The organism is Kushneria halocnemicola, assembly GCF_965650455.1.
Classification (GTDB): Bacteria; Pseudomonadota; Gammaproteobacteria; order Pseudomonadales; family Halomonadaceae; genus Kushneria.
Genome location: NZ_OZ287968.1, coordinates 1,911,629 through 1,934,076 on the forward strand (window position 1 = coordinate 1,911,629; position 22,448 = coordinate 1,934,076).

General features: G+C 62.1%; 26 protein-coding genes. 20 read left to right on the top strand and 6 right to left on the bottom strand.

The window, feature by feature from the left end; all coding sequences use genetic code 11:
* Nucleotides 1-15 precede the first annotated feature (15 nt).
* From ACS92L_RS08790 to ACS92L_RS08815, 6 genes are all read left to right on the top strand, one after another.
* Nucleotides 16-948 (top strand): S66 peptidase family protein, encoded by a 933-nt coding sequence (locus ACS92L_RS08790; RefSeq protein WP_438764284.1) that lies wholly within the window; start codon nt 16-18, stop codon nt 946-948.
* A gap of 394 nt (nt 949-1,342) precedes the next feature.
* A complete protein-coding gene (locus ACS92L_RS08795) occupies nt 1,343-2,353 on the top strand; it encodes an ABC transporter permease subunit (RefSeq protein WP_438764286.1) in 1,011 nt (336 codons plus the stop codon).
* A 15-nt stretch (nt 2,354-2,368) separates the two neighbouring features.
* Entirely contained in the window at nt 2,369-3,307 is a 939-nt protein-coding gene (locus ACS92L_RS08800) for an ABC transporter permease subunit (protein WP_438764287.1), read from the top strand.
* Between the two features lie 71 nt (nt 3,308-3,378).
* On the top strand, nt 3,379-4,380 hold the full coding sequence (locus tag ACS92L_RS08805; protein ID WP_438764288.1) for an ABC transporter ATP-binding protein: 1,002 nt from the start codon (nt 3,379-3,381) through the stop codon (nt 4,378-4,380).
* Nucleotides 4,377-5,387 carry a dipeptide ABC transporter ATP-binding protein gene (locus ACS92L_RS08810; RefSeq protein ID WP_438764289.1) on the top strand — a complete coding sequence of 337 codons (1,011 nt, stop codon included), beginning with the start codon at nt 4,377-4,379 and terminating at the stop codon, nt 5,385-5,387. Before ACS92L_RS08805 ends, ACS92L_RS08810 begins: the two co-directional genes overlap by 4 nt.
* A 116-nt stretch (nt 5,388-5,503) precedes the next feature.
* Nucleotides 5,504-6,643, top strand: coding sequence for an FUSC family protein (locus tag ACS92L_RS08815; protein WP_438764290.1), 1,140 nt, complete (start codon nt 5,504-5,506; stop codon nt 6,641-6,643).
* On the opposite strand, the gene ACS92L_RS08820 is transcribed toward ACS92L_RS08815, so the two are convergent.
* Complete coding sequence (locus ACS92L_RS08820) at nt 6,634-7,089, bottom strand: protein YgfX (RefSeq protein WP_438764291.1); 456 nt, start codon at nt 7,087-7,089, stop codon at nt 6,634-6,636. The genes ACS92L_RS08815 and ACS92L_RS08820 overlap by 10 nt on opposite strands.
* Nucleotides 7,007-7,300: a succinate dehydrogenase assembly factor 2 gene (locus ACS92L_RS08825; protein WP_438764292.1), complete on the bottom strand. Its 294-nt coding sequence runs from the start codon at nt 7,298-7,300 to the stop codon at nt 7,007-7,009. Before ACS92L_RS08825 ends, ACS92L_RS08820 begins: the two co-directional genes overlap by 83 nt.
* A 207-nt stretch (nt 7,301-7,507) precedes the next feature.
* On the opposite strand from ACS92L_RS08825, the gene ACS92L_RS08830 reads away from it, so the two are divergent.
* The 3 genes from ACS92L_RS08830 to lapB all read left to right on the top strand — a co-directional run bounded on the left by ACS92L_RS08830 (nt 7,508) and on the right by lapB (nt 9,436).
* Nucleotides 7,508-7,804, top strand: a complete 297-nt coding sequence (locus tag ACS92L_RS08830; protein ID WP_115852459.1) for an integration host factor subunit beta — start codon at nt 7,508-7,510, stop codon at nt 7,802-7,804.
* Between the two features lie 135 nt (nt 7,805-7,939).
* On the top strand, nt 7,940-8,245 hold the full coding sequence (locus ACS92L_RS08835; RefSeq protein WP_438764293.1) for a lipopolysaccharide assembly protein LapA domain-containing protein: 306 nt from the start codon (nt 7,940-7,942) through the stop codon (nt 8,243-8,245).
* Entirely contained in the window at nt 8,246-9,436 is a 1,191-nt protein-coding gene (gene lapB, locus ACS92L_RS08840; RefSeq protein ID WP_438764294.1) for a lipopolysaccharide assembly protein LapB, read from the top strand.
* Between the two features lie 9 nt (nt 9,437-9,445).
* Here lapB and pyrF read toward each other — a convergent pair whose 3' ends face one another.
* Entirely contained in the window at nt 9,446-10,144 is a 699-nt protein-coding gene (pyrF, locus tag ACS92L_RS08845) for an orotidine-5'-phosphate decarboxylase (RefSeq protein WP_438764295.1), read from the bottom strand.
* 162 nt (nt 10,145-10,306) lie between these two features.
* Here pyrF and ACS92L_RS08850 point away from each other — a divergent pair, with 162 nt between their 5' ends.
* From ACS92L_RS08850 to ACS92L_RS08875, 6 genes are all read left to right on the top strand, one after another.
* Nucleotides 10,307-10,573, top strand: coding sequence for a ComEA family DNA-binding protein (locus tag ACS92L_RS08850; protein WP_438764296.1), 267 nt, complete (start codon nt 10,307-10,309; stop codon nt 10,571-10,573).
* Between the two features lie 220 nt (nt 10,574-10,793).
* Entirely contained in the window at nt 10,794-11,279 is a 486-nt protein-coding gene (locus ACS92L_RS08855) for an FxsA family protein (RefSeq protein ID WP_438764297.1), read from the top strand.
* Nucleotides 11,280-11,442: 163 nt separating this feature from the next.
* Nucleotides 11,443-11,736, top strand: coding sequence for a co-chaperone GroES (locus ACS92L_RS08860; RefSeq protein ID WP_115852453.1), 294 nt, complete (start codon nt 11,443-11,445; stop codon nt 11,734-11,736).
* A 58-nt stretch (nt 11,737-11,794) separates the two neighbouring features.
* On the top strand, nt 11,795-13,435 hold the full coding sequence (groL, locus tag ACS92L_RS08865) for a chaperonin GroEL (protein ID WP_115852452.1): 1,641 nt from the start codon (nt 11,795-11,797) through the stop codon (nt 13,433-13,435).
* 134 nt (nt 13,436-13,569) lie between these two features.
* Entirely contained in the window at nt 13,570-14,067 is a 498-nt protein-coding gene (locus tag ACS92L_RS08870) for a GNAT family N-acetyltransferase (RefSeq protein ID WP_438764298.1), read from the top strand.
* Entirely contained in the window at nt 14,060-14,824 is a 765-nt protein-coding gene (locus ACS92L_RS08875) for an RNA methyltransferase (RefSeq protein WP_438764299.1), read from the top strand. Before ACS92L_RS08870 ends, ACS92L_RS08875 begins: the two co-directional genes overlap by 8 nt.
* 45 nt (nt 14,825-14,869) lie before the next feature.
* Here ACS92L_RS08875 and ACS92L_RS08880 read toward each other — a convergent pair whose 3' ends face one another.
* Nucleotides 14,870-15,565, bottom strand: coding sequence for a glutathione S-transferase N-terminal domain-containing protein (locus ACS92L_RS08880; protein ID WP_438764300.1), 696 nt, complete (start codon nt 15,563-15,565; stop codon nt 14,870-14,872).
* A 115-nt stretch (nt 15,566-15,680) separates the two neighbouring features.
* Nucleotides 15,681-17,045, bottom strand: coding sequence for a Na+/H+ antiporter family protein (locus ACS92L_RS08885; RefSeq protein ID WP_438764301.1), 1,365 nt, complete (start codon nt 17,043-17,045; stop codon nt 15,681-15,683).
* Nucleotides 17,046-17,264: 219 nt separating this feature from the next.
* Here ACS92L_RS08885 and ACS92L_RS08890 point away from each other — a divergent pair, with 219 nt between their 5' ends.
* The 3 genes from ACS92L_RS08890 (at nt 17,265) to ACS92L_RS08900 (ending at nt 20,127) form a co-directional block, all read left to right on the top strand.
* A complete protein-coding gene (locus tag ACS92L_RS08890; protein ID WP_438764302.1) occupies nt 17,265-18,827 on the top strand; it encodes a GNAT family N-acetyltransferase in 1,563 nt (520 codons plus the stop codon).
* Nucleotides 18,828-18,932: 105 nt separating this feature from the next.
* Nucleotides 18,933-19,142 (top strand): hypothetical protein, encoded by a 210-nt coding sequence (locus ACS92L_RS08895; RefSeq protein ID WP_438764303.1) that lies wholly within the window; start codon nt 18,933-18,935, stop codon nt 19,140-19,142.
* A gap of 163 nt (nt 19,143-19,305) precedes the next feature.
* Nucleotides 19,306-20,127, top strand: coding sequence for a zinc-dependent peptidase (locus ACS92L_RS08900; RefSeq protein ID WP_438764304.1), 822 nt, complete (start codon nt 19,306-19,308; stop codon nt 20,125-20,127).
* Nucleotides 20,128-20,136: 9 nt separating this feature from the next.
* Here ACS92L_RS08900 and ACS92L_RS08905 read toward each other — a convergent pair whose 3' ends face one another.
* On the bottom strand, nt 20,137-21,036 hold the full coding sequence (locus ACS92L_RS08905; protein WP_438764305.1) for a LysR family transcriptional regulator: 900 nt from the start codon (nt 21,034-21,036) through the stop codon (nt 20,137-20,139).
* 103 nt (nt 21,037-21,139) lie between these two features.
* Here ACS92L_RS08905 and ACS92L_RS08910 point away from each other — a divergent pair, with 103 nt between their 5' ends.
* On the top strand, nt 21,140-21,577 hold the full coding sequence (locus ACS92L_RS08910) for a DoxX family protein (RefSeq protein WP_438764306.1): 438 nt from the start codon (nt 21,140-21,142) through the stop codon (nt 21,575-21,577).
* 27 nt (nt 21,578-21,604) lie between these two features.
* A complete protein-coding gene (locus tag ACS92L_RS08915; protein WP_438764307.1) occupies nt 21,605-22,438 on the top strand; it encodes a DODA-type extradiol aromatic ring-opening family dioxygenase in 834 nt (277 codons plus the stop codon).
* The last annotated feature ends 10 nt before the right edge of the window (nt 22,439-22,448 follow it).

Genomic DNA, 22,448 nt, shown 5'->3' on the forward strand with positions numbered 1-22,448 from the left:
TTTCGGACAGGTGCCATGACACGACCCACCCCTGAACTCTCCGAGCTGCGCCCGCTGGGCAATGGCTCGCGCACCGTGGCGCTCATTGCCCCGGCCGGCGCCGTCTCGCCCGAGCGCATCGACACCACCTGCGCCCTGCTCACGGCCATGGGCTATACCCCGCGCCTCATGGACCACGCCCGCGCGCGGCATCGCTATCTGGCCGGCACCGTCGAACAGCGCCTTGAAGACTTTCACGCCGCCTTCAATCTGGCAGACGTGGCCGCCGTGTGGTGCCTGCGCGGCGGCTACGGCTGTGCCCAGCTCATCGATCACATCGACTGGGACGCGCTTCCCGACGTGCCGCTTCTGGGCTACTCCGATATCAGCGTGCTGCTGAGCGCGTTTCATGCTCGCGGCCGCTGTGCCCATCACACCCCGGTGGCCACGGAGCTTACCCTGCTCGAGCAGGCTGCAGGGGCCGCGCACAAGGCACGCGCCGAGGCCATGGCCAGCATCGCACCGCTGCTGGCAGGCGACGGCGGCCACATGTGTGCAACGCATGTGGCCGGCCCCACGGCCCCCGTAGAGGGCGTACTCATCGGCGGCAATCTCACAACGCTGGCAAGCGTTGCCGGCACCCCGGCGGCATTGCACGTGCCGCCGGGCGCGATTTTGATGCTCGAAGACGTGGGCGAGCGGCTCTATCGCCTGGAGCGCAGCCTGTGTCAGCTGCTGGACAGCATCGAGCCGGCCTGGCTGAGCGCGGTGTGTATGGGCAGCTTTACCGGCTGCGATTCTGGTGACGGCAGTATCGAGGCGGTCTTTCAGGAGTGGCTGGCGCCGCTGAATATCGCACTCTATCACCGATTGCCCTTCGGTCACGGCGAGCACAACCAGGCCTGGCCGGTTGGTCGAACGGCGCGGCTGACAAGTGCCGGGCTGGACTGGCGCTCGGCATCTAGCTGACAAACACCTGCGACTGTCCATGCGCCATTACGGGCATGGACAGGGTGATCGCAATCCCCTAGGGTCTATCACTTACTGCATCGCTGCTTACAAGGCATCCGCGCTGCAGCAACAATAACAAGTACGGACACCTGACCATGACGCATCATCTCTCGACCCGTCGTCTCCAAAAGACCCGCCTGATCCGCCGCGCCACGTCTGCGGCCCGCCTGTCCCAATCGGACACCGGCTGACCCACATCCCGAGCTTCAAGCATGAAGTCGGCACGCCCTGACGCGTCGCCGTCATTCATTGCCTGCCCATCCCTGCTGACGACCCTGCTTTCGGCCCACAGGCCGTGCCGGCGTGGCGTTGACAGGTACGGATCACTCGTTCGCGGCGGCGGAAATCACCCATGTTGAGCTTTGTCTTTCGTAAACTTCTGATGCTGATCCCCACTCTGCTGGGTATCACGCTGGTCACTTTCACCCTGGTCCATCTGATTCCCGGCGATCCGGTCGCCATCATGGCCGGTGAGCGCGGTATCTCGGCCGAGCGCCACGCTCAGGTGATGGCCGAACTGGGCCTTGACCGGCCACTCTGGGAGCAATACCTGAGCTTTCTGGGCAATCTGGCTCAGGGCGATCTGGGCCATTCGCTGATCAGCAGCAACCCGGTACTCGATGAGTTTCTGTCGCTCTTTCCGGCAACGCTCGAGCTTGGCTTTTGCGCCATGCTGCTGGCCGTATCGCTGGGGATTCCGCTGGGCGTCATTGCCGGTATCAAGCGCGGCTCGATCATCGACCACACCGTGATGGGCACCTCGCTGACCGGCTATTCGATGCCGATTTTCTGGTGGGGCCTTCTTTTGATCATCTTCTTTTCGGGAATTCTGGGCTGGACGCCGGTCTCGGGGCGGCTGTCATCAAGCTACTGGATCGAGACGCCGACCGGTTTCATGCTGATCGACACGCTGCTGTCCGGCGAGCCGGGGGCCTTCACGGATGCCCTGCGGCATTTGATCCTGCCTACGATCGTTTTGGCCACCATTCCGCTGGCCGTGATTGCCCGCATGACGCGCTCGTCGATTCTCGAAGTACTGGGTGAGGACTACATCCGCACCGCTCGTGCCAAGGGACTCTCGCCCTGGCGCATCATCGCCATTCACGCGCTGCGCAACGCCATGATTCCGGTCACCACGGTGATCGGGCTGCAGATCGGGCTGCTCTTTTCCGGCGCCATTCTCACCGAAACCATCTTCTCCTGGCCCGGCATCGGCAAGTGGCTGATCGATGCCGTCGGACGGCGTGACTACCCCTCGCTTCAGGGCGGCATCCTGCTGATTGCCCTGATCGTCATGGTGGTCAATCTGATCGTTGATCTGCTCTACGGGCTGATCAACCCCCGCATTCGCAACAGTCGCTGAGCCCGGAGGCCACACATGACACAGGTTACCCCTCAGCCCCCGGCCGCCGTGCCAGAGATCGATGAAGCCACGACGACCGAAAGCGCACCCAAACGGCCCTCGCCGCTGCGTGACGTCTGGCGCAGCTTTCGCCGCAACCGCGCCGCACTGGTCGGCATGGTCATTATCGCGCTGATCGTATTGATCGCGTTTCTGGCGGATGTGGTCGCGCCCTATTCACCGGTCGCCCAGTTTCGCGACAGTGTGCTCACCCCGCCCTTCTGGCAGGACGGCGGTACGTGGCGATTCATTCTCGGCACCGACGATCTGGGCCGCGACATTCTCAGCCGCCTGATCCATGGCGCCAGGCTTTCGATGACCATCGGCGTCATCGTGGTCTCACTGTCGCTGGGCATTGGCGTGCTGCTGGGGCTTCTGGCCGGCTTTCTGCGCGGCTGGGTCGATACCGTCATCATGCGATTGATGGACATCATGCTGTCGATCCCGAGCCTTTTGCTGGCCGTGGTCGTGGTCGCGGTACTCGGCCCGGGGCTTTTCAACGCCATGCTGGCGATTGCGGTGGTCTATCTGCCCCACTACGTGCGCCTGACGCGCAGTTCGGTGATTACCGAGCGCGAGCGGGAATACGTCATGGCTTCACGACTGGCCGGCGCCGGCATGTTTCGGCTGATGTTCATTACCATTTTGCCCAACTGCCTGGCCCCGCTGATCGTGCAGGCCACGCTCAGCTTCTCCAACGCCGTGCTTGATGCCGCCGCGCTGGGTTTTCTGGGTCTGGGCGCCCAGCCGCCCACGCCGGAATGGGGCAGCATGCTGGCCGATGCGCGCCAGTATGTGCTGCAGGCCTGGTGGGTGGTGACCTTCCCGGGGCTGGCGGTACTGATCACGGTGCTGGCGTTCAACATCATGGGTGACGGCCTGCGTGATGCCCTCGACCCGCGCCTGAAGCGCTGAAGGCGGCGGCAGAGGCCGCCCGGACACGACAACAACGACAAACGTCGATCATTGCAAAACAGGAGAGCGCCATGGCGCTTCTGGACATTGAACAGCTCAGCGTGTCCTTCGACACGGATGAGGGGACCTTCCCGGCGGTATCAGATCTGAGCCTGTCGCTTGAAGAGGGCGAAGTGCTCGGTATCGTCGGCGAATCCGGCTCCGGCAAGAGCGTGACCATGCTGGCGATGATGGGCCTTCTGCCCTTTAACGCCCGGGTCGAGGCCAGTCGCTTTCACTTTGCCGGCCACGACATGCAGACGTTGAGCGACCGCGCCCGGCGGCGCCTGACCGGCAACGACATCGCCATGATCTTTCAGGAGCCGAGCACCAGTCTCAACCCGAGCTTTACCATTGGCTTTCAGCTGCTGGAAGCCATCAAGGCCCATGAAGGGGGCGGTCGCCGCCAGCGCCGTGAACGCGCCATCGAGCTGCTCGACCAGGTCGGCATCCCGGCGCCGGGCAAGCGCCTCAATGACTACCCCCACCAGCTCTCGGGCGGCATGAACCAGCGCGTGATGATTGCCATGGCGATTGCCTGCAATCCGCGGCTTCTGATTGCCGATGAGCCCACCACGGCGCTGGATGTGACCATCCAGGCGCAGATTCTGGATCTGTTGCTGCGCCTTCAACAAGAGCGCGGCATGGGCATGATCCTGATCACCCATGACATGGGCGTGGTGGCCGGCGCCGCCAAACGTGTCGCTGTCATGTACGCCGGGCAGCTGATGGAAACCGGCGCCAGTCATGACGTCTTTCGCGAGCCCGCCCATCCCTATACCGGGGCGCTGCTCAACGCTCTGCCGGAGCGCCATCCCGGCACCGCACGCCTGCCGACCATCCCCGGGGTGGTACCGGGCATTGGTGACCGCCCGCAGGGCTGTCTCTTTCACCCGCGCTGCGCTCATGCCCAACAAGACTGCCGCGCCAGCCGTCCGTCGCTGGAAACGCGGCATGCCGAAACCGGGCTGGGTACACGTCACGTGCGCTGCTACCACCCACTCAATGAAGAGGTTCTGGAGATCGCCCCATGAGCAGACCCGACCTACTCGAGGCGCCCCTGATGGAGGCGCGCGATCTCGTTCAGACCTACCAGGTACGCCAGGGGTTTCTGCGCCGCGCCGAACTCCACGCCGTTCGCGGGGTAAGCTTCACGCTGCATGCCGGAGAGACGCTGGCCGTGGTGGGAGAATCCGGCTGCGGCAAGTCAACGCTTGCCCGCATGCTGACCCTGGTGGAACCGCCCTCATCAGGCGATCTTCTGGTGGGCGGGCGCGACGCCGCCAGCCCGGACCGACAGACCCTGGCCGCGCTGCGCCGTGACGTGCAGATGGTGTTTCAAAACCCCTACGGCTCGCTCAACCCGCGCAAGCGCATCGGTACCATTCTGGAAGAGCCGCTGGTCATCAACACTAAAACGCCGGCCGATGAGCGCCAGCGCATGGCGCGCGACATGCTGGCCCGTGTCGGGCTGCGCCCGGAACACTATGACCGCTACCCGCACATGTTCTCCGGCGGCCAGCGTCAGCGCATTGCCGTGGCCCGCGCCCTGATGCTGCGCCCCCGGGTACTGGTGCTCGATGAGCCGGTCTCGGCACTCGATGTCTCGGTGCAGGCGCAGGTGCTCAATCTGCTCAATGATCTGCAAGAGGAGTTCGGCCTGGCGTATCTGTTCATCTCGCACGATCTGAGCGTGGTGCGACACGTGGCCGACAATGTCATGGTGATGTATCTGGGCCGGCCGGTGGAGGTCGGCTCGCGCGAGGCGCTGTTTACGACGCCGCGCCATCCCTATACGCAGGCGCTGCTCTCGTCGACCCCGTCGGTCAATCCCGACGAGCGCCGCACCCGGATCGCGCTCAGCGGTGAACTGCCCTCGCCGCTGTCCCCCCCGTCAGGCTGCGCCTTTCATCGCCGATGCCCGCATGCCCGTGCCGAGTGCGCCGACAAGCGCCCGGAACTTCGCGAGGTCGAAGGCGCCCGGGTGGCCTGCCACCTTGCCGAGGAGCTCATGGACAAGCGCGTGATCAGCGCGGCCTGATCCCTATCGGGGCGGTGCCGGGCCGCCCCGATTGGCCGTAAAAGAGGATTATTCCTCGAGTTTTCGGATTCTTCGACGATAAGATAGGCATACTCACTTATCCAGCCCGGCGCCCCATGGCACGCATACGCTTTCGCGACCCCTACTTCAACTATCGTTACCGTCACTATCTCTACACGCTGCGCGCGACCATCGCGCTTGGCGTCACCTTTTTCATCATTTCGCTTTTCAACATTCCCCACAGCATCTGGGCGCCGGTCAGCACGCTCATGGTCATGGGCAACCTGCCCCATGTCGGTGGCGTGCTCGACAAGGGCGGCCAGCGCTTGATCGGTACTGCGCTGGGCGGACTTCTGGGCATCGCTTTGCTGCTGATTCCGTCGGCCCCGCCCGGCACCATTCAGGTGCTGACCCTGGCCGCCATCGCCGTGGCCCTGCACGCCACCTTTACCTCGCGCTACGGTTACAGCGTTTTGATGTTCGGCATTACGATTTTGATGGTGACCGGCGATGGCAACGAGGATCTGACCATTGCGCTGTGGCGTGCCTTTGACGTGCTGCTGGGCACCAGCATCGGCATTGCGGTGACGATCATCGTGCTGCCCCAGAAGGCCACGGATCTGTTTCGCTTCATGCTGGCCGACAATCTCGACCGTCTGGCAAGCCTTTACTACGCCCATACGCTGGCCACCGAAGCCGACCACGACCAGGCACTCGAGGAGATGAAAAAGACCACTTCGCAGCTGATCAAACAGCGCGCTCTGGTCGATGCCGTGCACAAGGAGGGCAGACTGCGACGCGGCGAGCTCAACAGTCTGCTCTCGCTGGAGCGTCGCATGATCTCGACCGTCGAGCTGCTGCTGGAAACCCACTGGGATACCCGCAACGGGCACGACATCATCGAAAGTCTTGAGGGGCTGCGCGATGAGCAGCAGCAGCTGGCGCGGTCGCTGTCGATGCTGGCGCATCAGGTGCGCACCGGTCAGGAGATCGATCTCGACATTGCCGCGCTCGATCTGCAGCGCTACGTCAATCGGGCCTTCTCCGGGCGTTCTTCATCGGGCCGCGCCCTGTTCAGCCCGAGCGGCTATCTCTGGCTCAACCGCGAGCTGGCTCGACAGGCCCGCGCACTGGTGGGCTATCTGGGCAACATTCAGCGCCTGCCAAGCTCAAGACTCAGAAAGCGAGCCAGTCGGCACCATCTGGTGGGCGGGCGGCGTTTGAGCGACGAGCGCCCCGACGGCGCTCAGTCCTGAGAAGGTTCGCGGGGAGGCGCCTCGCCTGTGGCAGTGGCCAACAGCGCCAGGCGCAGCCGACGAAACTGCTCGGGCGACAGCATGTCGTACCAGAGCGCGTAACGCCGACGCTCGATAACGACTTCACACACCAGCGGCCCCACCCGTGGGGCCCTGAGTGTCACGCCCTGCCACTGCCCCTGACGATACTGCTCCCACTGACCGCCGTTGGTGGTGCGAAGTGCAGACGGCACCCGCCCCGCCTGTTGCCACCCCAACGCTCCCAGCACGACAAGCGCCATCCCGGCCCAGAGCAATGAGAGCCAGAGCGCGCATGCCAGCGCAATGGCGCCAGCCAGCAGACAATAGAGGCCGAAGGCGGTTCTAGAGCGGACGAACGTCGCTTGTATGGGTGCTTTCGGCATAATCCACGATCTGCATGATAATGGGCGCAAGTGTCTGATCATCGGGAATTTCACGGCGCATCAGCCACAGGAAAAGATCCTGGTCTTCCTGAGCGATCAGCGCCTGATAGGCGTACTGATCTTCATCGCTGAGCCCGTCGAAGCAGTTCTCGAAAAAGGGCACCAGCATCAGATCCAGCTCCCACATACCACGACGGGAATGCCAGTAAAGGCGCTTGCGCGCTGTGGCATCAAAGGCTTTTGGTTCACTCACATTGATCTCCTGTCAGATGGCGATGACCCATGCGCCATTATACGCAGCCGGCGCGCCACGCCCATGTTTGTCTGAAACTTTGACAGCCACCCCCGGCATTAATTTTGGGTGGTATGTAGTGCGTTGTTTTATCTCACATTAGCGGCTATGCTGAAAACAAACAAAAAGCCCTTGAAGGCTCCCGACAGGACGGATGGAGAACCCCCGATGACGAAGTCCGAATTGATCGAACAGATTGCCGCGCAACAGTCAGAATTGTCCGTCAAGGAGGTAGAGTCGGCGGTTCGCCTGATTCTTGACGATATTACCGACACGCTGGCCAACGGCGGTCGTGTCGAAATACGCGGATTTGGCAGCTTTTCCCTGCACTATCGTGAGCCGCGTACCGGTCGCAATCCCAAAACGGGTGATCCCGTCAGCCTCAGCGGCAAGCACGTGCCCCATTTCAAGCCCGGCAAGGAGCTGCGCGAGCAGGTCAACGCCAGCCGCGAACAGGGCTTTTAAGCGTCTCTCGTCTCACCACTGTGTTATCACGACTCCTGTTTCATGACGCGTGCGGGCAAGCGCCGTAAACATCGCTGCACGCTACTGCCGGTGTTACACTGTTTTCAATTGGACAGGGAAAATCAGGGATCTGCTATGCGCTGGCTCAAGGGCGTGGTACTTGCTGTTGTCACACTGATCGTTCTACTGCTGGGCATGCTGTTTGCCGTGCGCAACCAGCAGACCGTACCGCTGGACGTCATCTGGGCGGAACTGCCGCCTGCCTCACTGTCGCTGTGGCTGCTGTCGACGCTGGTCGCCGGTGTTGTGCTGGGCATGGTCGCCATGTCAGGGCTTTACCTGCGCCTTCGCACCAACCTCATGCGCACCCGTCACGACAATCAGCAACAGCGCAAGGAGCTTGATCGCCTGCGCGTTCAGGAGTTCAAGGAAGCCCCCTGAATGCCGGATCCCGTGCTGCTCCTTATTCTCGTTGCGGCAATCGGCATCGGCTGGTGGCTGGGCCGCATGGAGCGAAAGCACTACCGCTATCGCCATCGAACGCTATCCGGCCAGCACCTGTCACGCGACTATTTTGTCGGGCTGAACTTTTTGCTCAACGAGCAGCCCGACCGTGCCATCGAGACCTTCGTTCAGGCGCTTGAAGTCAACGGCGATACCATCGATACCCACATTGCGCTGGGCAATCTCTTTCGCATGCGTGGCGAGGCCGACCGGGCCGTCAGGATTCACCAGAACCTGCTGGCACGCCCCGTACTGACCACCGACCAGAGTGAACAGGTGCAGCTCGAGCTGGCACGCGATTTCATGCGTCTTGGCGTTTTCGATCGCGCCGAGCGGCTACTGGCCGGACTGGTTCGTCAGTGTGAAAACGAGCAGACCGCCACGGCGTCCAAGCGGCTGATGGTGGATCTCTACGAGCGGGAAAAGGACTGGCAGGCGGCGCTGGATGTCGCGCTGCCCCAGCTGGTGCGACAGGACGAGCCGCTCAGGCGCGCCGCGGCCCACTGGCACTGCGAGCTGGCCGAACAGGCCATCGAGGAAGGCAGCCCCGGCCCCGCCCGCAAGCATCTCAAGCAGGCGCTCTCCATTGATACGGCCTGCGTGCGGGCCAACTGGCTTTTTGCCGATATCGAGCACCGTGCCGGCAGCTATCGCAACGAAATTCGCGCGCTGCGTCGCATTCGCGATCAGGACAGCGACATGGTGCCCATCACCCTGGCCCCCATCCAGCGCGCCTTTGATCTGCTCGACGATGAAGAGGGGCTGATCGAATTTCTGTCCGACCAGCTGGAAAAGGCGCCCTATGTCTCCTTCGTGCTGCTGCTGGCCGAGCGGCTGCGCGCGCGTGACGGGATCGAGCCCGCTACCCGCCTGGTCAGCGAACAGCTTCAGCACAACCCGAGCCTGCGCGGGATCGACTATCTGATGGACCTCTATCTCAAGGAGGTTCCGGAGCACGAGCTTGACCATCTACGCCTGCTCAAGCGCCACACCGAGCAGCTCATGGCCCAGCGTGCGCGCTACCGCTGCAAAAGCTGCGGCTTTCAGGGCGAGCAGCTCTACTGGCACTGCCCCAGCTGCCGTCAGTGGGGCGCCATCAAGCCGATCACGGGTCTGGAAGGCGAGTAGCGCCTCTGGCTACTTTCTGGTTGCAAGCTCCTGCTCGATCGCGGCAAGCGCGACCATCGGATCGTCGGCGCGTGTTACCGGCCGCCCCACCACCAGATGCGTACTGCCGGCCTGCATGGCCTCAAGTGGTGTCATGACCCGATTTTGATCATCGCGCTGAGCAAACGCTGGTCGAATGCCCGGCGTCACCCGCAAAAACGCATCGCCACACTGCGCGGCCACATCGCCGGCTTCATGGGCCGAACACACCACGCCACTCATACCGCTGTCGCGCGCCAGCCCGGCCAGATACAGCGCCTGCTCACCGGCCGTGCGCGTCACCCCGGTTTCAAAAAGCGCCGCATCGTTCATGCTGGTCAGCACCGTGACGGCGATCAGATGCGTGTTCAGCGCGTGCTGATCAAGCACGTCCCGCGCCACCTGCATCATCGCCCGACCACCCGAGGCATGAACGTTGACCATCCATACGCCGTGATCGGCGGCGGCATGCACGGCGGCAGCCACCGTATTGGGAATATCGTGAAACTTCAGATCCAGAAAGACATCGAAGCCGCGCGCATGCAGCGTCTTCAGTGTCTGCGGGCCACTGCGGACAAAAAGCTCCTTGCCTACCTTGAGCCGACAGCGTTGCGGGTCAAGCTGGTCTACCAGCGGCAGCGCCGCCTCAAGACTGGCGTGATCGAGGGCGATGATCAGTGGGGAAGACATGCAGGCTCCTGTAGTTCGAGGCGCCAGTATAAGGGCTGTGCACCAACAGCGGGATAGTCCTGCCTCATCGGGGCATCGAAAACCAATATATAATTAATATCTAAAAGAGCGTTCACACCTGCCGATACCCTGAAGGTAACCTTATCAACAGGAGAAACCGGCATGACCCGTAAACTGATCGCAACGTTTCTGACCACCGCAGCACTCGCCCTTTCCGCACCGCTGATGGCCGAGCCGCAGGACATCAACATCAATACCGCAACGGCTGCCGAGCTGACCGCCCTGCCGGGCATCGGCGAGAAAAAGGCCGAGGCCATCGTTGCCGACCGTGACAATCACGGCGCCTATGAAAGTGCCGACGATCTGAGCCGCGTCAGTGGTATCGGCACGGCCACCGTCGAGCGACTGCGCGACAGCGTCGAGCTCTGATCGACCATCCGGGCGGCAGCCTCCCGGCGGCCGCCCTGCCTATCGCATGGCACCCCTGCCTGCCCGACTTTTGTCCCCTGTCGCCATCCGGGCATATACCTCTTGCACCTGACATGCCAGTATCCTGTGCTATCGACGGCTGCCGTGCCTGCCCCCATGAGAGTGCAGAGCGATGGCGGCATCCTTGTGAACATACTGAACGCGAGAGTGCGAAGACATCATGCCCCTGCTGTTACCCATCGGCTTCTTTTTACTGCTGGATCTGATCTCGATTTTCGTGCTGGGCAAGCTGATCGGCGCCTGGGTATTGCTGGTCATCGTGCTGGCGGCCGCGCTGGGCATGCACCTGATCCGTCGCGAGGGACTCGACTCGTTTCGCCAGGCCCAGCAAAAGATGGCCACCGGCGGCGTGGCAAGCCTTGAGCTCAAGCGCGGCGCCGCCATGATCATGGCCGGCGTACTGCTGATCATGCCGGGCATTCTCACCGACGTCATCGCCATGTTCTGTTTGATGCCCTTCTCCCGAAGCGCGCTTCTGGGACGTTTCATGCGTAGCAATGTCAACGTGCATCGCTATCATCCCCGCCATGACAAAAGCGGTGACACCTACACCCAGCCCGAGCGCGACACCTCGGCGAATCAGTCATCGCAAACCCGCGTGATAGAAGGCGAAATCGTCGATGACCAGAGGGATCGGCGCGAGTAAAAAAATTGCCCGGCCCCCTTGAAACGCCACCACAAGACCTCATTAATCTGCTACGTCGTGATATCGACCCAAATACTCCGGTGACGCCGGAAACCGGGGGCGCCAGCGCCGCGGCCTGATCGTCCCCAGCAGTTCATGTAACCAATCAGGGAGAACGTGAGAAATGAACATCCGTCCTTTGCACGATCGCGTTGTCGTTCGTCGCGTGGAAGAAGAACAAAAGACCTCCGGTGGCATCGTTCTGCCCGGCAACGCGCAGGAAAAGCCGACCCGCGGTGAAATCCTCGCAGTTGGCAAGGGCCGCATCCTTGATAGCGGTGAAACGCGCCCGCTCGACGTCCAGGTCGGCGACAAGGTGATTTTCAAGGATGGCTTTGGCGTTGAGAAGGAAAAGATCAACGGTGAAGAAGTTCTGATCATGAGCGAGTCCGACATTCTCGGCGTGCTCGAAGGCTGATACCTCTTTTACGTCTACGTCATTTTTTACACGAACATAGAATCGAGGAATTACCGTAATGTCCGCCAAGCAGATCAAGTTCTCCGATGATGCCCGCAAGCGCATGGCGCGCGGCGTCAACGTTCTTGCCGATACCGTCAAGACAACGCTGGGTCCGAAGGGCCGCAACGTTGTTCTGGAAAAATCCTTCGGTGCACCGACTGTCACCAAGGACGGCGTTTCCGTCGCCAAGGAAATCGAGCTGAAGGACAGGTTCGAGAACATGGGCGCGCAGATGGTCAAGGAAGTTGCCTCCAAGACTTCCGATGTGGCCGGTGACGGCACCACCACTGCCACCGTTCTGGCACAGGCCATCGTCAACGAAGGCCTCAAGGGCGTGACCGCCGGCATGAACCCGATGGACCTCAAGCGTGGCATCGACATCGCCATCGCCAAGGCCGTCGAGGAAATCCGCAGCATGGCCGTGCCGTGCACCGATTCCCGCGCCATCGCCCAGGTCGGTACCATCTCGGCCAACGGCGACGCCACCATCGGTCAGATCATCTCTGATGCCATGGCCAAGGTCGGCAAGGAAGGCGTCATCACCGTTGACGAAGGTCGCGGCTTTGAAGACGAGCTTGAAGTCGTTGAAGGCATGCAGTTTGACCGCGGCTACCTGTCGCCCTACTTCGTGACCAACAACGAAACCATGTCGGTCGAGCTGGAAGACCCCTACATCCTGCTGGTCGACAAGAAGATCTCCAACATCCGCGAGCTGCTGCCGACGCTGGAAAGCGTGGCCAAGGCCGGCAAGCCGCTGGTGATCATCGCTGAAGACATCGAAGGCGAAGCGCTGGCGACACTGGTCGTCAACAACATGCGCGGCATCGTCAAGGTGGCGGCTGCCAAGGCGCCCGGTTTCGGCGATCGTCGCAAGGCCATGCTGCAGGATATCGCCATCCTGACCGGCGGCACCGTGATCTCTGAAGAAGTCGGTCTGAACCTTGAGCAGACCACGCTGGATCACCTGGGCAGCGCGCGTCGCATCACCATGTCCAAGGAAAATACCACCGTCATCGACGGCAACGGCGTTGAATCCGACATCGAGTCCCGCGTCAGCCAGATCCGTACCCAGATCGAGGACACCTCCTCCGATTACGATCGCGAGAAGCTTCAGGAGCGTGTTGCCAAGCTGGCCGGCGGCGTTGCCGTGATCCGCGTCGGTGCGGCCACCGAAGTGGAAATGAAAGAGAAGAAGGCACGCGTTGAAGACGCGCTACACTCGACTCGCGCCGCTGTCGAAGAAGGCGTGGTACCCGGTGGCGGTACAGCCCTGGTTCGTGCCTCGGCTCGCCTGCGCGACATGAAGGGCGAAAACGAAGACCAGACGCACGGCATTCAGCTGACCATCCGCGCACTGGAAGCCCCGCTGCGTCAGATCGTCACCAATGCCGGTGAAGAAGCCTCCGTTATCCTCAACCGCGTCCGTGACGGCGAAGGCAACTTCGGCTACAACGCGCAGACCGGCGAGTATGGCGACCTGTTCGAAATGGGTGTTCTCGACCCGGCCAAGGTATCGCGCTCTGCCCTTCAGTCTGCCGGTTCCGTTGGCGGTTTGATCATCACGACCGAAGCCATGGTCGCCGATGACCCGGAAGAGAAGGAAGCTGCCGGTGGCGGTGACATGGGCGGCATGGGTGGTATGGGCGGCATGATGTAATCATCCCCCGAAGCCCGGCTCCCCGAGCCACTTCGAAAGCCCCGCATCATGCGGGGCTTTTTCATGTCTATCTTTCTTCATGTCCATGATAGGCTTTGTGCACTTATCCATGACCTTCGTATGTGCCCGCTATCATGACAATTTCCATCCGTGTCGCCGTCCCCGATGACGCCCCCGACATCGTGCGCTTTATTACCGAACTGGCCATCTATGAGCGTGCCGAGCACGAGATGAAGGCGGATGAATCGATGATTCGCGCAACGCTTTTCGGTGACCGTCCGCATGCCTATGCCCTGATGGCGCTGCAGGATGATCAGCCGGTCGGCGTTGCCGTCTATTTCTTCAACTATTCGACCTGGCTGGGCCACCGCGGCCTCTACGTTGAGGATGTGTTCGTGACCTCAAGCGCCAGAGGCCGGGGCGCCGGACGGGCCCTGATGCAGGCACTCGCTCGCATCGCCGTGGACAATCACTGCCCACGCTTTGACTGGCAGGTGCTGGACTGGAATCAGCCGGCGATCGATTTTTATGACGCCATCGGCGCGCAGCCCCGCAAGGAGTGGCTCTCCTATCGGCTCGAGGGCGACGCTCTGAAAGCGTTTGCGAACCCGGGAGCATCCCACCATGACTGAACCGCGCTCGGCACTGGATAATGTTCGCATCGTGCTGGTGCAGACATGGCATCCGGGCAACATCGGCGCAGCGGCGCGTGCGATGCGCACTATGGGGCTTGAACGGCTGGTGCTGGTCAATCCACGCCGGTTTCCGGACGAGGAAGCCACCCGCATGGCCGCCGGTGGCGAGGCGCTGCTGGAACAGGCTCGTGTGGTGGAAAGTCTCGAAGAGGCCGTCGCCGACTGTGGCGCCGTGGTGGGCCTGTCTGCCCGCCTGCGTAATCTGGCCCTGCCGCAGTTCGAGGAAGGCGACGAGATGGCCCGTGAGCTGATGGCGCTGGCAGAAAACATGCCGGTCGCGTTGGTGTTTGGCCGCGAACGCTCGGGCCTGACCAATGAAGAGATCGCCTACTGCACCCATCAGCTGAGCCTGCCGGCCAACCCGGACTATCCGATCCTCAATCTCTCTCAGGCCGTCCAGGTCTGCGCTCACGAGCTGTATCGCGCCTTTCGACATCGCCAGCCGGTTCAGGGGGATGCTGCCAGACAGGAGAGCAGCCGCCAAAAGGACCTGCCACCAAGTCGTGAGCAGATGCAGCATTTTCAGCAGTCGCTGGCCACGGCACTGGAAGACGCCGGTTTTCTCAACCAGCCTCATGCCCAGACGCTGGAACGGCTGCAGAACTTCTATCAGCGCTCTTCCCCCACCCGCAAGGAGCTGTCACTTCTTCAGGGGGCGCTTCGAGCGCTGACCAAACCTTGCAATGACACATGAAAAGGGCCCCGAATCGGGGCCCTTTTTATTGCCGTATCGCCCGGATCAGCGTGATCCCGCACGTGGGGCCTGACGGGCCAGCCCGCCGAACAGATCCAGCATGCGTTCGTGCCACTGCGCCACCGGGTCGTCGGACTTGAGCAGCGCGCCGTCATGGACCACATACGCCAGCATGAACATCCCGAATACCAGGTAGTCGGCACCCGCCGGATGATCGCCATCAATGAAGGGCGAGCTTTCAAGCTGGGCACGCAGCGGCGGCAGCGCCTTTTCCAGCATCTCAAGGCCCTGATCGGTGTCCTGAAACTCTTCCAGGGTCATGCCAAAGCGCGCTTCCCGGCTTTCCCGGAAGTACGCCTGATCCTTTGGATTGATGATCGAAAACACATCCACAATGGCGATTTTCATCAGCGCCGGGGCCAGTGTCGTCTCCGACCAGTGCTTGATAAAACGGGCCCGCGAGCGCGCCATGTCATCACCGAACAGCGCAGGTCCGGGGTATTTCTGATCCAGCCAGGTCATGATGTCGAAGCTGTCGGTGACGACTTCGTCATCCTCATCCACGATGACCGGTACCTTTCCCTGACCGGAAAAGGCAATGTCCTGAGTGTCGGTGAAATGCCAGGGCCGGGTTTCCAGCGTCAGCCCCTTGTGGCGCATGGCCAGCGCCGCGCGCCAGCAAAATGGAGAAAATCGCAGCGCCGTATCTTCACCACAAAGATCGTACATGATGCGTGCCATGCTTCCTCCTTATCCGTTGCGTGATCGACAGCCGCGCTGTCGCAGTACACCCCACTATAGCAGTCAGGGCGCACTGCACAGACGTTACGTCTTCAGACAGCGCTGCCCGCCGGACTCAGAGGATCATAGCGGCGATCCAGCCAAAGGCCATCAGCGGCAGGTTGTAGTGCACAAAGGTGGGTATCACCGAGTCGCGAATATGATCGTGCTGACCGTCGGCGGCCAGCCCCGAGGTCGGCCCCAGGGTGGAGTCCGAGGCCGGCGAGCCGGCATCACCCAGCGCCGCGGCCGTACCCACCAGCGCCACCGTCGCCATGGGTGAAAAACCAAAGCTCAGCGCCAGCGGCACGTACAGCGAGGCGATGATCGGAATGGTCGAAAACGACGAGCCGATCCCCATGGTGATAAAAAGCCCGACCAGCAGCATGATCAGCGCGGCCAGCGCCTGGCTGCTGCCAAAGGCGTGCGCGCTTTGCACCAGATCATCGATCTGACCGGTCGCCTGCATGACGCTGGCAAAGCCGGCCGCCGTGATCATGATAAAGCCGATGGTCGCCATCAAGCGCATGCCTTCGGTGAACACGCCGTCCTGTTCGCGCCAGCGAAACACGCCGCTGACCGAGAGCACCACAAAGCCTGCCAGCGCGCCCAGCACCATCGAATCCAGCCACAGCTGCACGGTGAGCGTGGCGGCAATCGAGACCACCAGCGCCCCCCACTGCCAGGGCCGGAGACGGGCACGAGCCTCGCTTTTGCCGTCGGTACCACTTTCGGGTGCAACGGCATCTGCCTGATGGGCCACGGCCCGCTCCTCATAGAGGCGCGGCCCGCGATAGCTGACAAAGACCGCCACCAAAAGGCCCACCAACATGCCCGAAATGGGCAGTGCCATGGCCATCGGCACCTGGCCGGCGGTAATCTCCAGCCCCGCGGCCTCACCGGCCGAATTGATATTGGCCAGCAAAATATCGTTGAGAAAGATGGCGCCAAAGCCCACCGGCAACAGCATATAGGGCGCGGTGATCCCGAAGGTGATCACGCAGGCCACCAGCCGGCGATCGAGCTTCAAGCGGTTGAATACCGGCAGCAGCGGAATCACCACGATCGGGATAAAGGCAATATGCACCGGCACCAGATTCTGCGAACACACCGCCGCTGCCAGCAGGGCCACGATCAGCAGCATCTTCAGCGTTGTCGGCCGCGTCCGCTCGCCGTCAAGGGCATTGATAAAGCGCCGCGCCACCCCTTCGGTGATCCCCGAGCGGGCAAGGGCCACGGCAAAGGCGCCCAGCGCGGCATAGGACAGCGCAATACCGGCGCCATCGCCGATACCGTCATTGAAGGCGTCGAGCACCTCATGGATGGACAGACCGCTATAGAGACCGCCACACAGCGCAGCCACGATCAAGGCCGCCACGACCGGCACGCGCGAAAGGCTCAGACCGACCATGACAAGAATGGAGATGACAATGGCATTCATTGACGCAGCAACCGCAGGCAGAGAGTGGAATCCGACCCCAGCAGGCCGGAGAGCGTTTTGTGGCCCTTCAAAAGGGCGCGCGCACTCTATCACAATCGCCTGTCCCACAGCCGCCCCGGGTCGTGCATCCACCCTGACAGGATCGCTTTCAGGTACTTCTGCCACCCCATGCTAGAATGGCGGCTACCGTGACCGACGTTTTCTGGAGCAAGGATCGCCATGTCGATCGAAGACCTGCATCTCAATCTGCGCAATCTTGAAGTCGAGGATTACGCCAAACTCAAGGTGCTGATGGATGTTGTCTACAACGACATCGGCGGCGCCTGGGAAAAGCACACCATCGATCGCCTGATCGCCGAATTTCCCGACGGCCAGATCGTGATCGAGGATGAAGACCGCATCGTCGGTGTCGCCCTGACCGTACTGGTCGACTATGAAACCTTCTCCAACCCGCACAAATACGATGATCTGATCGGCAATCGCGAGATCATTCTCAACAACGCCAAGGGCGACGCCCTGTACGGTCTGGACGTTTTGATCGACCCGGCCTACCGCGGCTATCGCCTGGGCCGGCGCCTGTATGAAGCGCGCAAGGACCTGTGTCGCTCCATGAATCTGCGCGCCATCCTGGCCGGCGGGCGCATTCCCAACTACTTCGAGCACGCCGCCGAGCTCTCGCCGACCCAGTACATCGATCAGGTCTCGCGCAAGGAGATTTACGACCCGATTCTCTCCTTTCAGCTGGCCAACGACTTTCTGGTCAAGCGCCTGTTGAAAAAGTACCTGCCCGAAGACGAGCGCTCGCAGGGCTATGCCACGCTGCTTGAGTGGAACAACATCCTTTATGAGCCGGTCGCGCGCGTGCTGGAATCGCGCAAGACCCAGGTACGGGTGGGCGCCGTTCAGTGGCAGATGCGCGAGTTCGCCTCGGTCGAGCAGGTCCTGCAGCAGGTCGAGTTCTACGTTGACGCCATCGCCGATTACCAGAGCGATTTCGCCGTCTTCCCCGAGCTTTTCAACACCCCGCTGATGGGGCTGACCGACCAGTCCGACCAGATCAAGGCCATTCACTTTCTGGCCGGCTTTACCGAGCGCTTCAAGACCGAAATCTCGCGCATGGCGGTGTCCTACAACATCAACATCATTGCCGGGTCGATGATGGAAGAAGACAGCGAAGGCAAGCTTTATAACGTCTCCTATCTCTGTCATCGCGATGGCAACATCGAACGCCAGGCCAAGCTGCACATCACCCCGCAGGAGCGCCGTGACTGGGTGGTCGAAGGCGGCGACGAGCTGCGCGTGTTCGAGACCGATGCCGGAAGGGTCGGCATCCTGATCTGCTATGACGTCGAGTTCCCGGAGCTGCCGCGGCTGCTGGCCGAACAGGAAATGGACATTTTGTTCGTGCCGTTCTGGACCGACACCAAAAACAGCTACCTGCGCGTGCGTCACTGCAGCCAGGCCCGCGCGATCGAAAACGAGTGCTACGTGGTTGCCTGTGGCAGCGTCGGCAACGTGCCCTCGATCGAAAATCTCGATATCCAGTACGCCCAGTCCTCGGTCTTTTCGCCGTCGGACTTTGCCTTTCCGCATGACGCCGTCATGTCCGAGACCACGCCCAACACCGAGATGGTCATGTTCTCCGATCTCGACCTGACCCGTCTGCGCGTGGTCAGAAGCGAGGGGTCGGTGACCAACCTCAAGGACCGACGCAAGGACCTTTTTGATCTGCGCTGGCGCGACTGGTCGTGGAAGTCGGGCGCCAATCCGGATTCCTATTGATACGAACGGTTGTACAACAACCGTTGTCTTTACCCGCCACTGTTCTAAGCTTTTGCAAGGATCGACAGGCCTGCTCGTCGATCCCCCCATCAGCAGGAGGCGATGATGAAAAAAGCATTAATGACCGGTGCCACCCTGGCCCTCACCACCCTGTGGCTCGGCGGCTGTGCCGGCGGCCCGGACTGGGAAAAGCCGGATGGCACCACACAGCAGCTGCATTCCGATCAGGCCGACTGCCAGGTCATGGAAAACAAGGCCGACAACGATCAGACCTATGATGACTGCATGAAGGGTCGCGGCTGGTCACCCACCTGATGTCTGTGTGATAGGCAGACCATCGCTGTATCGGGCCTCCCTGTCGGGAGGCCCTTTTTCATGGGCGCTGTACGCCGGGGCTGATGCCTCTCGGGGCTCGGGTGCCGGGCAAGGCATTCCTCTTCTATCATCACAACATCAATGAGCTGTCCGCGAGGGAATCATGGGCTGGTGGCAGGAACAGAAATGGCAGCGATGGCAGGCGCGTCACCCGCTGCCGGAGACCGCGTGGCGCAACGTCTGCACCACCCTGCCGCTGCTGTCCGGACTATCGGAGGCCCTGCTGGCACGCCTGGGGGTACGCAGCTGGCGCGTGCTGTTCGAACTGCGACTGTCGCTGCCCCGAGGCGTCGAGTGGTCTGTCGAGGCGCACCTTGCGATGGCAGCACAGGTCGCGCTGATGAGCCTTGGCTGGTCGGATCGCCGGGCACTCGAGGCGCTGGGGGACACGCGCGAGATCATCGTGGTGCCCGGTGCCTTTCGTCGCCATGTTCAGGAACTCGATGATTTCGGGGTCATGCACGAATTTGACGACGAGCGCGCCGGCGAGACGTCACAGGGCGGACCGGTCGTGCTGTCGCTGGAGGATATCGAGCGCTGCGGCGACTGGCAGGGTTTCAACGTCATCATCCACGAGTTTGCCCATAAACTCGACATGACCGGCAACATGGCCGTCGACGGCCAGCCCGCTCTGCCGGCGCATATCGACTCAAGAGCGTGGTATGACACCTTCATGCATGCCTGGGATGCCCTGCAGGCCACGCTCGAGCGCGGTGAAGTGCCGGCCATCGACGACTACGCGGCCACCCATCCGAGCGAGTTCTTTGCCGTGTGCTGCGAATACTTTTTCAGCGCCCCGGACCTGCTCGAAAACACCTGGCCCGACCTCTACGCCCTGCTGGTACGCTACTTCGACCAGAACCCGCTGGAACGCCTCCACGCCCTGAAATCCGATCACGACGACGTCGCCAAGCCTTCGAGCTGACCCGAACCGTTAACGGGACAGCGGATGTTGCTCGAACCACGCCCTGAGATGATCAATCATGCTGCGAAGCCGGGGAGTAACCTGGTCGCGATGGGCATACACACAGTAGAGCCCGAGCACCTCGTGGTCGTAGTCCGGCATGACGCGCACCAGCGCACCGCTGGCCAGCGCCTCATGAAGCAGAAAGTCGGGCTGTAGCGTGATGCCCATACCGGCAATGGCCATGTCCCGCAGCACTTCCCCGCTGTTGGCCGTCACGCCGGCCTGGGGCGTACCGCTGTGGTGGTTGGCACCCCGTTTGAAATGCCAGCGCTGACCGTGACGGGCGTAGCGATAGTGAAGCCCCTGATGCGATGACAGCTCCCAGGGATGCTGCGGTGCGCCCGCGCGCGCCAGATAGTCGGGGGAGGCACAAAGCGTTAGATGAACGTCACCGATGCGGCGCGCCACCAGGCTGGAATCCTCCAGCGCACCGATGCGAAGCGCCATGTCAAAGCCCTCCTCGACCAGGTCCACCTGGCGGTCGCTGAGCACCAGCTCCAGCGTCACGGCGGGGAAATCCCTGCGATAGCGGGCCAGAATCGGCCCCAGATAGCGAATGCCAAAGGCATGCGGCGCGCTGATACGAAGCCGGCCGGTCGGCAGGGCCTGATCGTTTTGCAGTTCACCTTCAAGCGTTGCCAGCTCGCGCACGATGGTTTCCCCGCGCGCGAGCACCTCCCGCCCGGCATCCGTCAGGCTCAACCGTCGGGTGGTGCGGTTGATCAGCCGCGCCCCGAAGCGCTGCTCCAGAAAGGCCACATGCTTGCTGACCGAGGCGCGCGACATCGACAAACGCTCGGCGGCACCGATAAAGGCGCCCTGCTGCGCCACCTCCATAAAGACCCTGAGGGCTGCTACCGTATCCATGATTGTTTCCGGATTGAAAACCAATACTCTCTGATTAGCATGTTTATCCTGCACGAGGAAGCAATCAAACTGCGCGCATTCAAACATTTCGGAGAATGCGCTCATGCAAACCACCTCTAGTGCCGAGGCTTCTGCCAGCACCGGCATCGCAGGTCACGATATTGCCACCCTGCTGCTGCGGCTGGCGCTGGGCACCATGTTCATCGCTCACGGCCTGACCAAACTGCTGGTCTGGACTCTGGCAGGCACCGGGGCGTTTTTCGCCTCGATCGGGCTGCCGGCCTGGATGGCATGGCCCATCACCGGACTCGAGCTGGTCGGCGGGGCGCTCTTGATTCTGGGCGTTCGGGTCCGCTGGGTGGCGCTGATTCTGGCTTTTGAACTGATTGGCGCCAGCGTGCCGCATCTGGCCAACGGCTGGATGTTCACGGCACCTGATGGCGGCTGGGAGTATCCCGTCTTTCTCGCTGTCACGGCACTGGCGCTGAGCCTGCTCGACGGCGGCCGGCTGACCCTGTCTCACCTTGTCAAACAGCGCTGATCCTTCCCCTCTGCAGGAGTTTTCGACATGGCACAGGTGCTGTTCATCTCCCACGGCTCCCCCATGGAAGCCCTGGACCAGGCAGAGAGCGCCAGTGCCTGGCGCGCCCTGGCCGGCCACCTCGAGCGACCGGCACGCATCGTGGTGGTATCGGCGCACTGGTCGGGCTTTCCCGTTCGCCTGACAGGCAGCCAGCAGCCGGCAACGATTCACGACTTTGGCGGCTTCCCCGAGCCGCTGTACGCACTTGAATACCCCGCTCCCGGCGATCCTCGACTGGCGCGGGATGTGGCCTGCACTCTGAGTGCTGCCGGCCTGCAGGCCTGTGTCGACCCCGAGCGGGGGCTGGATCACGGCATGTGGGTGCCGCTGCGCCATCTTTACCCGGACGCCGACATTCCCGTGGTGGGGGTGTCCATCAGCGTTCGCCATGACACCGACTGGCACTACCGGATGGGCCGAGAGCTGGCGCAGAGTCTCGACGACGATACCCTGTTGATCTGTTCGGGCAGCATTACCCATAACCTGAGCGATACACGCGGTGATCGACACGACGTTGCCGGCTACGTGGACGCCTTTCAGACCTGGATCAGCCAGCACATGGCCTCACGCGATGATGCCACGATGCTGGACTATCGCCGCCGAGCGCCGCACGCCGAACGCGCCCATCCAGGCGATGAGCATCTGCTGCCCCTGTTCGTGGCCCTGGGTGCCGGCGACAGCCGCGCGCCACAGCGCTTTAACGCCATCGTCTTGCATCAGGCGCTGGCCATGGATGCCTATCTGTTCGAGCGCGCCAGCGCCGTTCAGGCCCCGGCCGGGTCTCACCGAATTCGTTCGCTGGTCAGCGTCGGTCGCTGATATTTGCCGG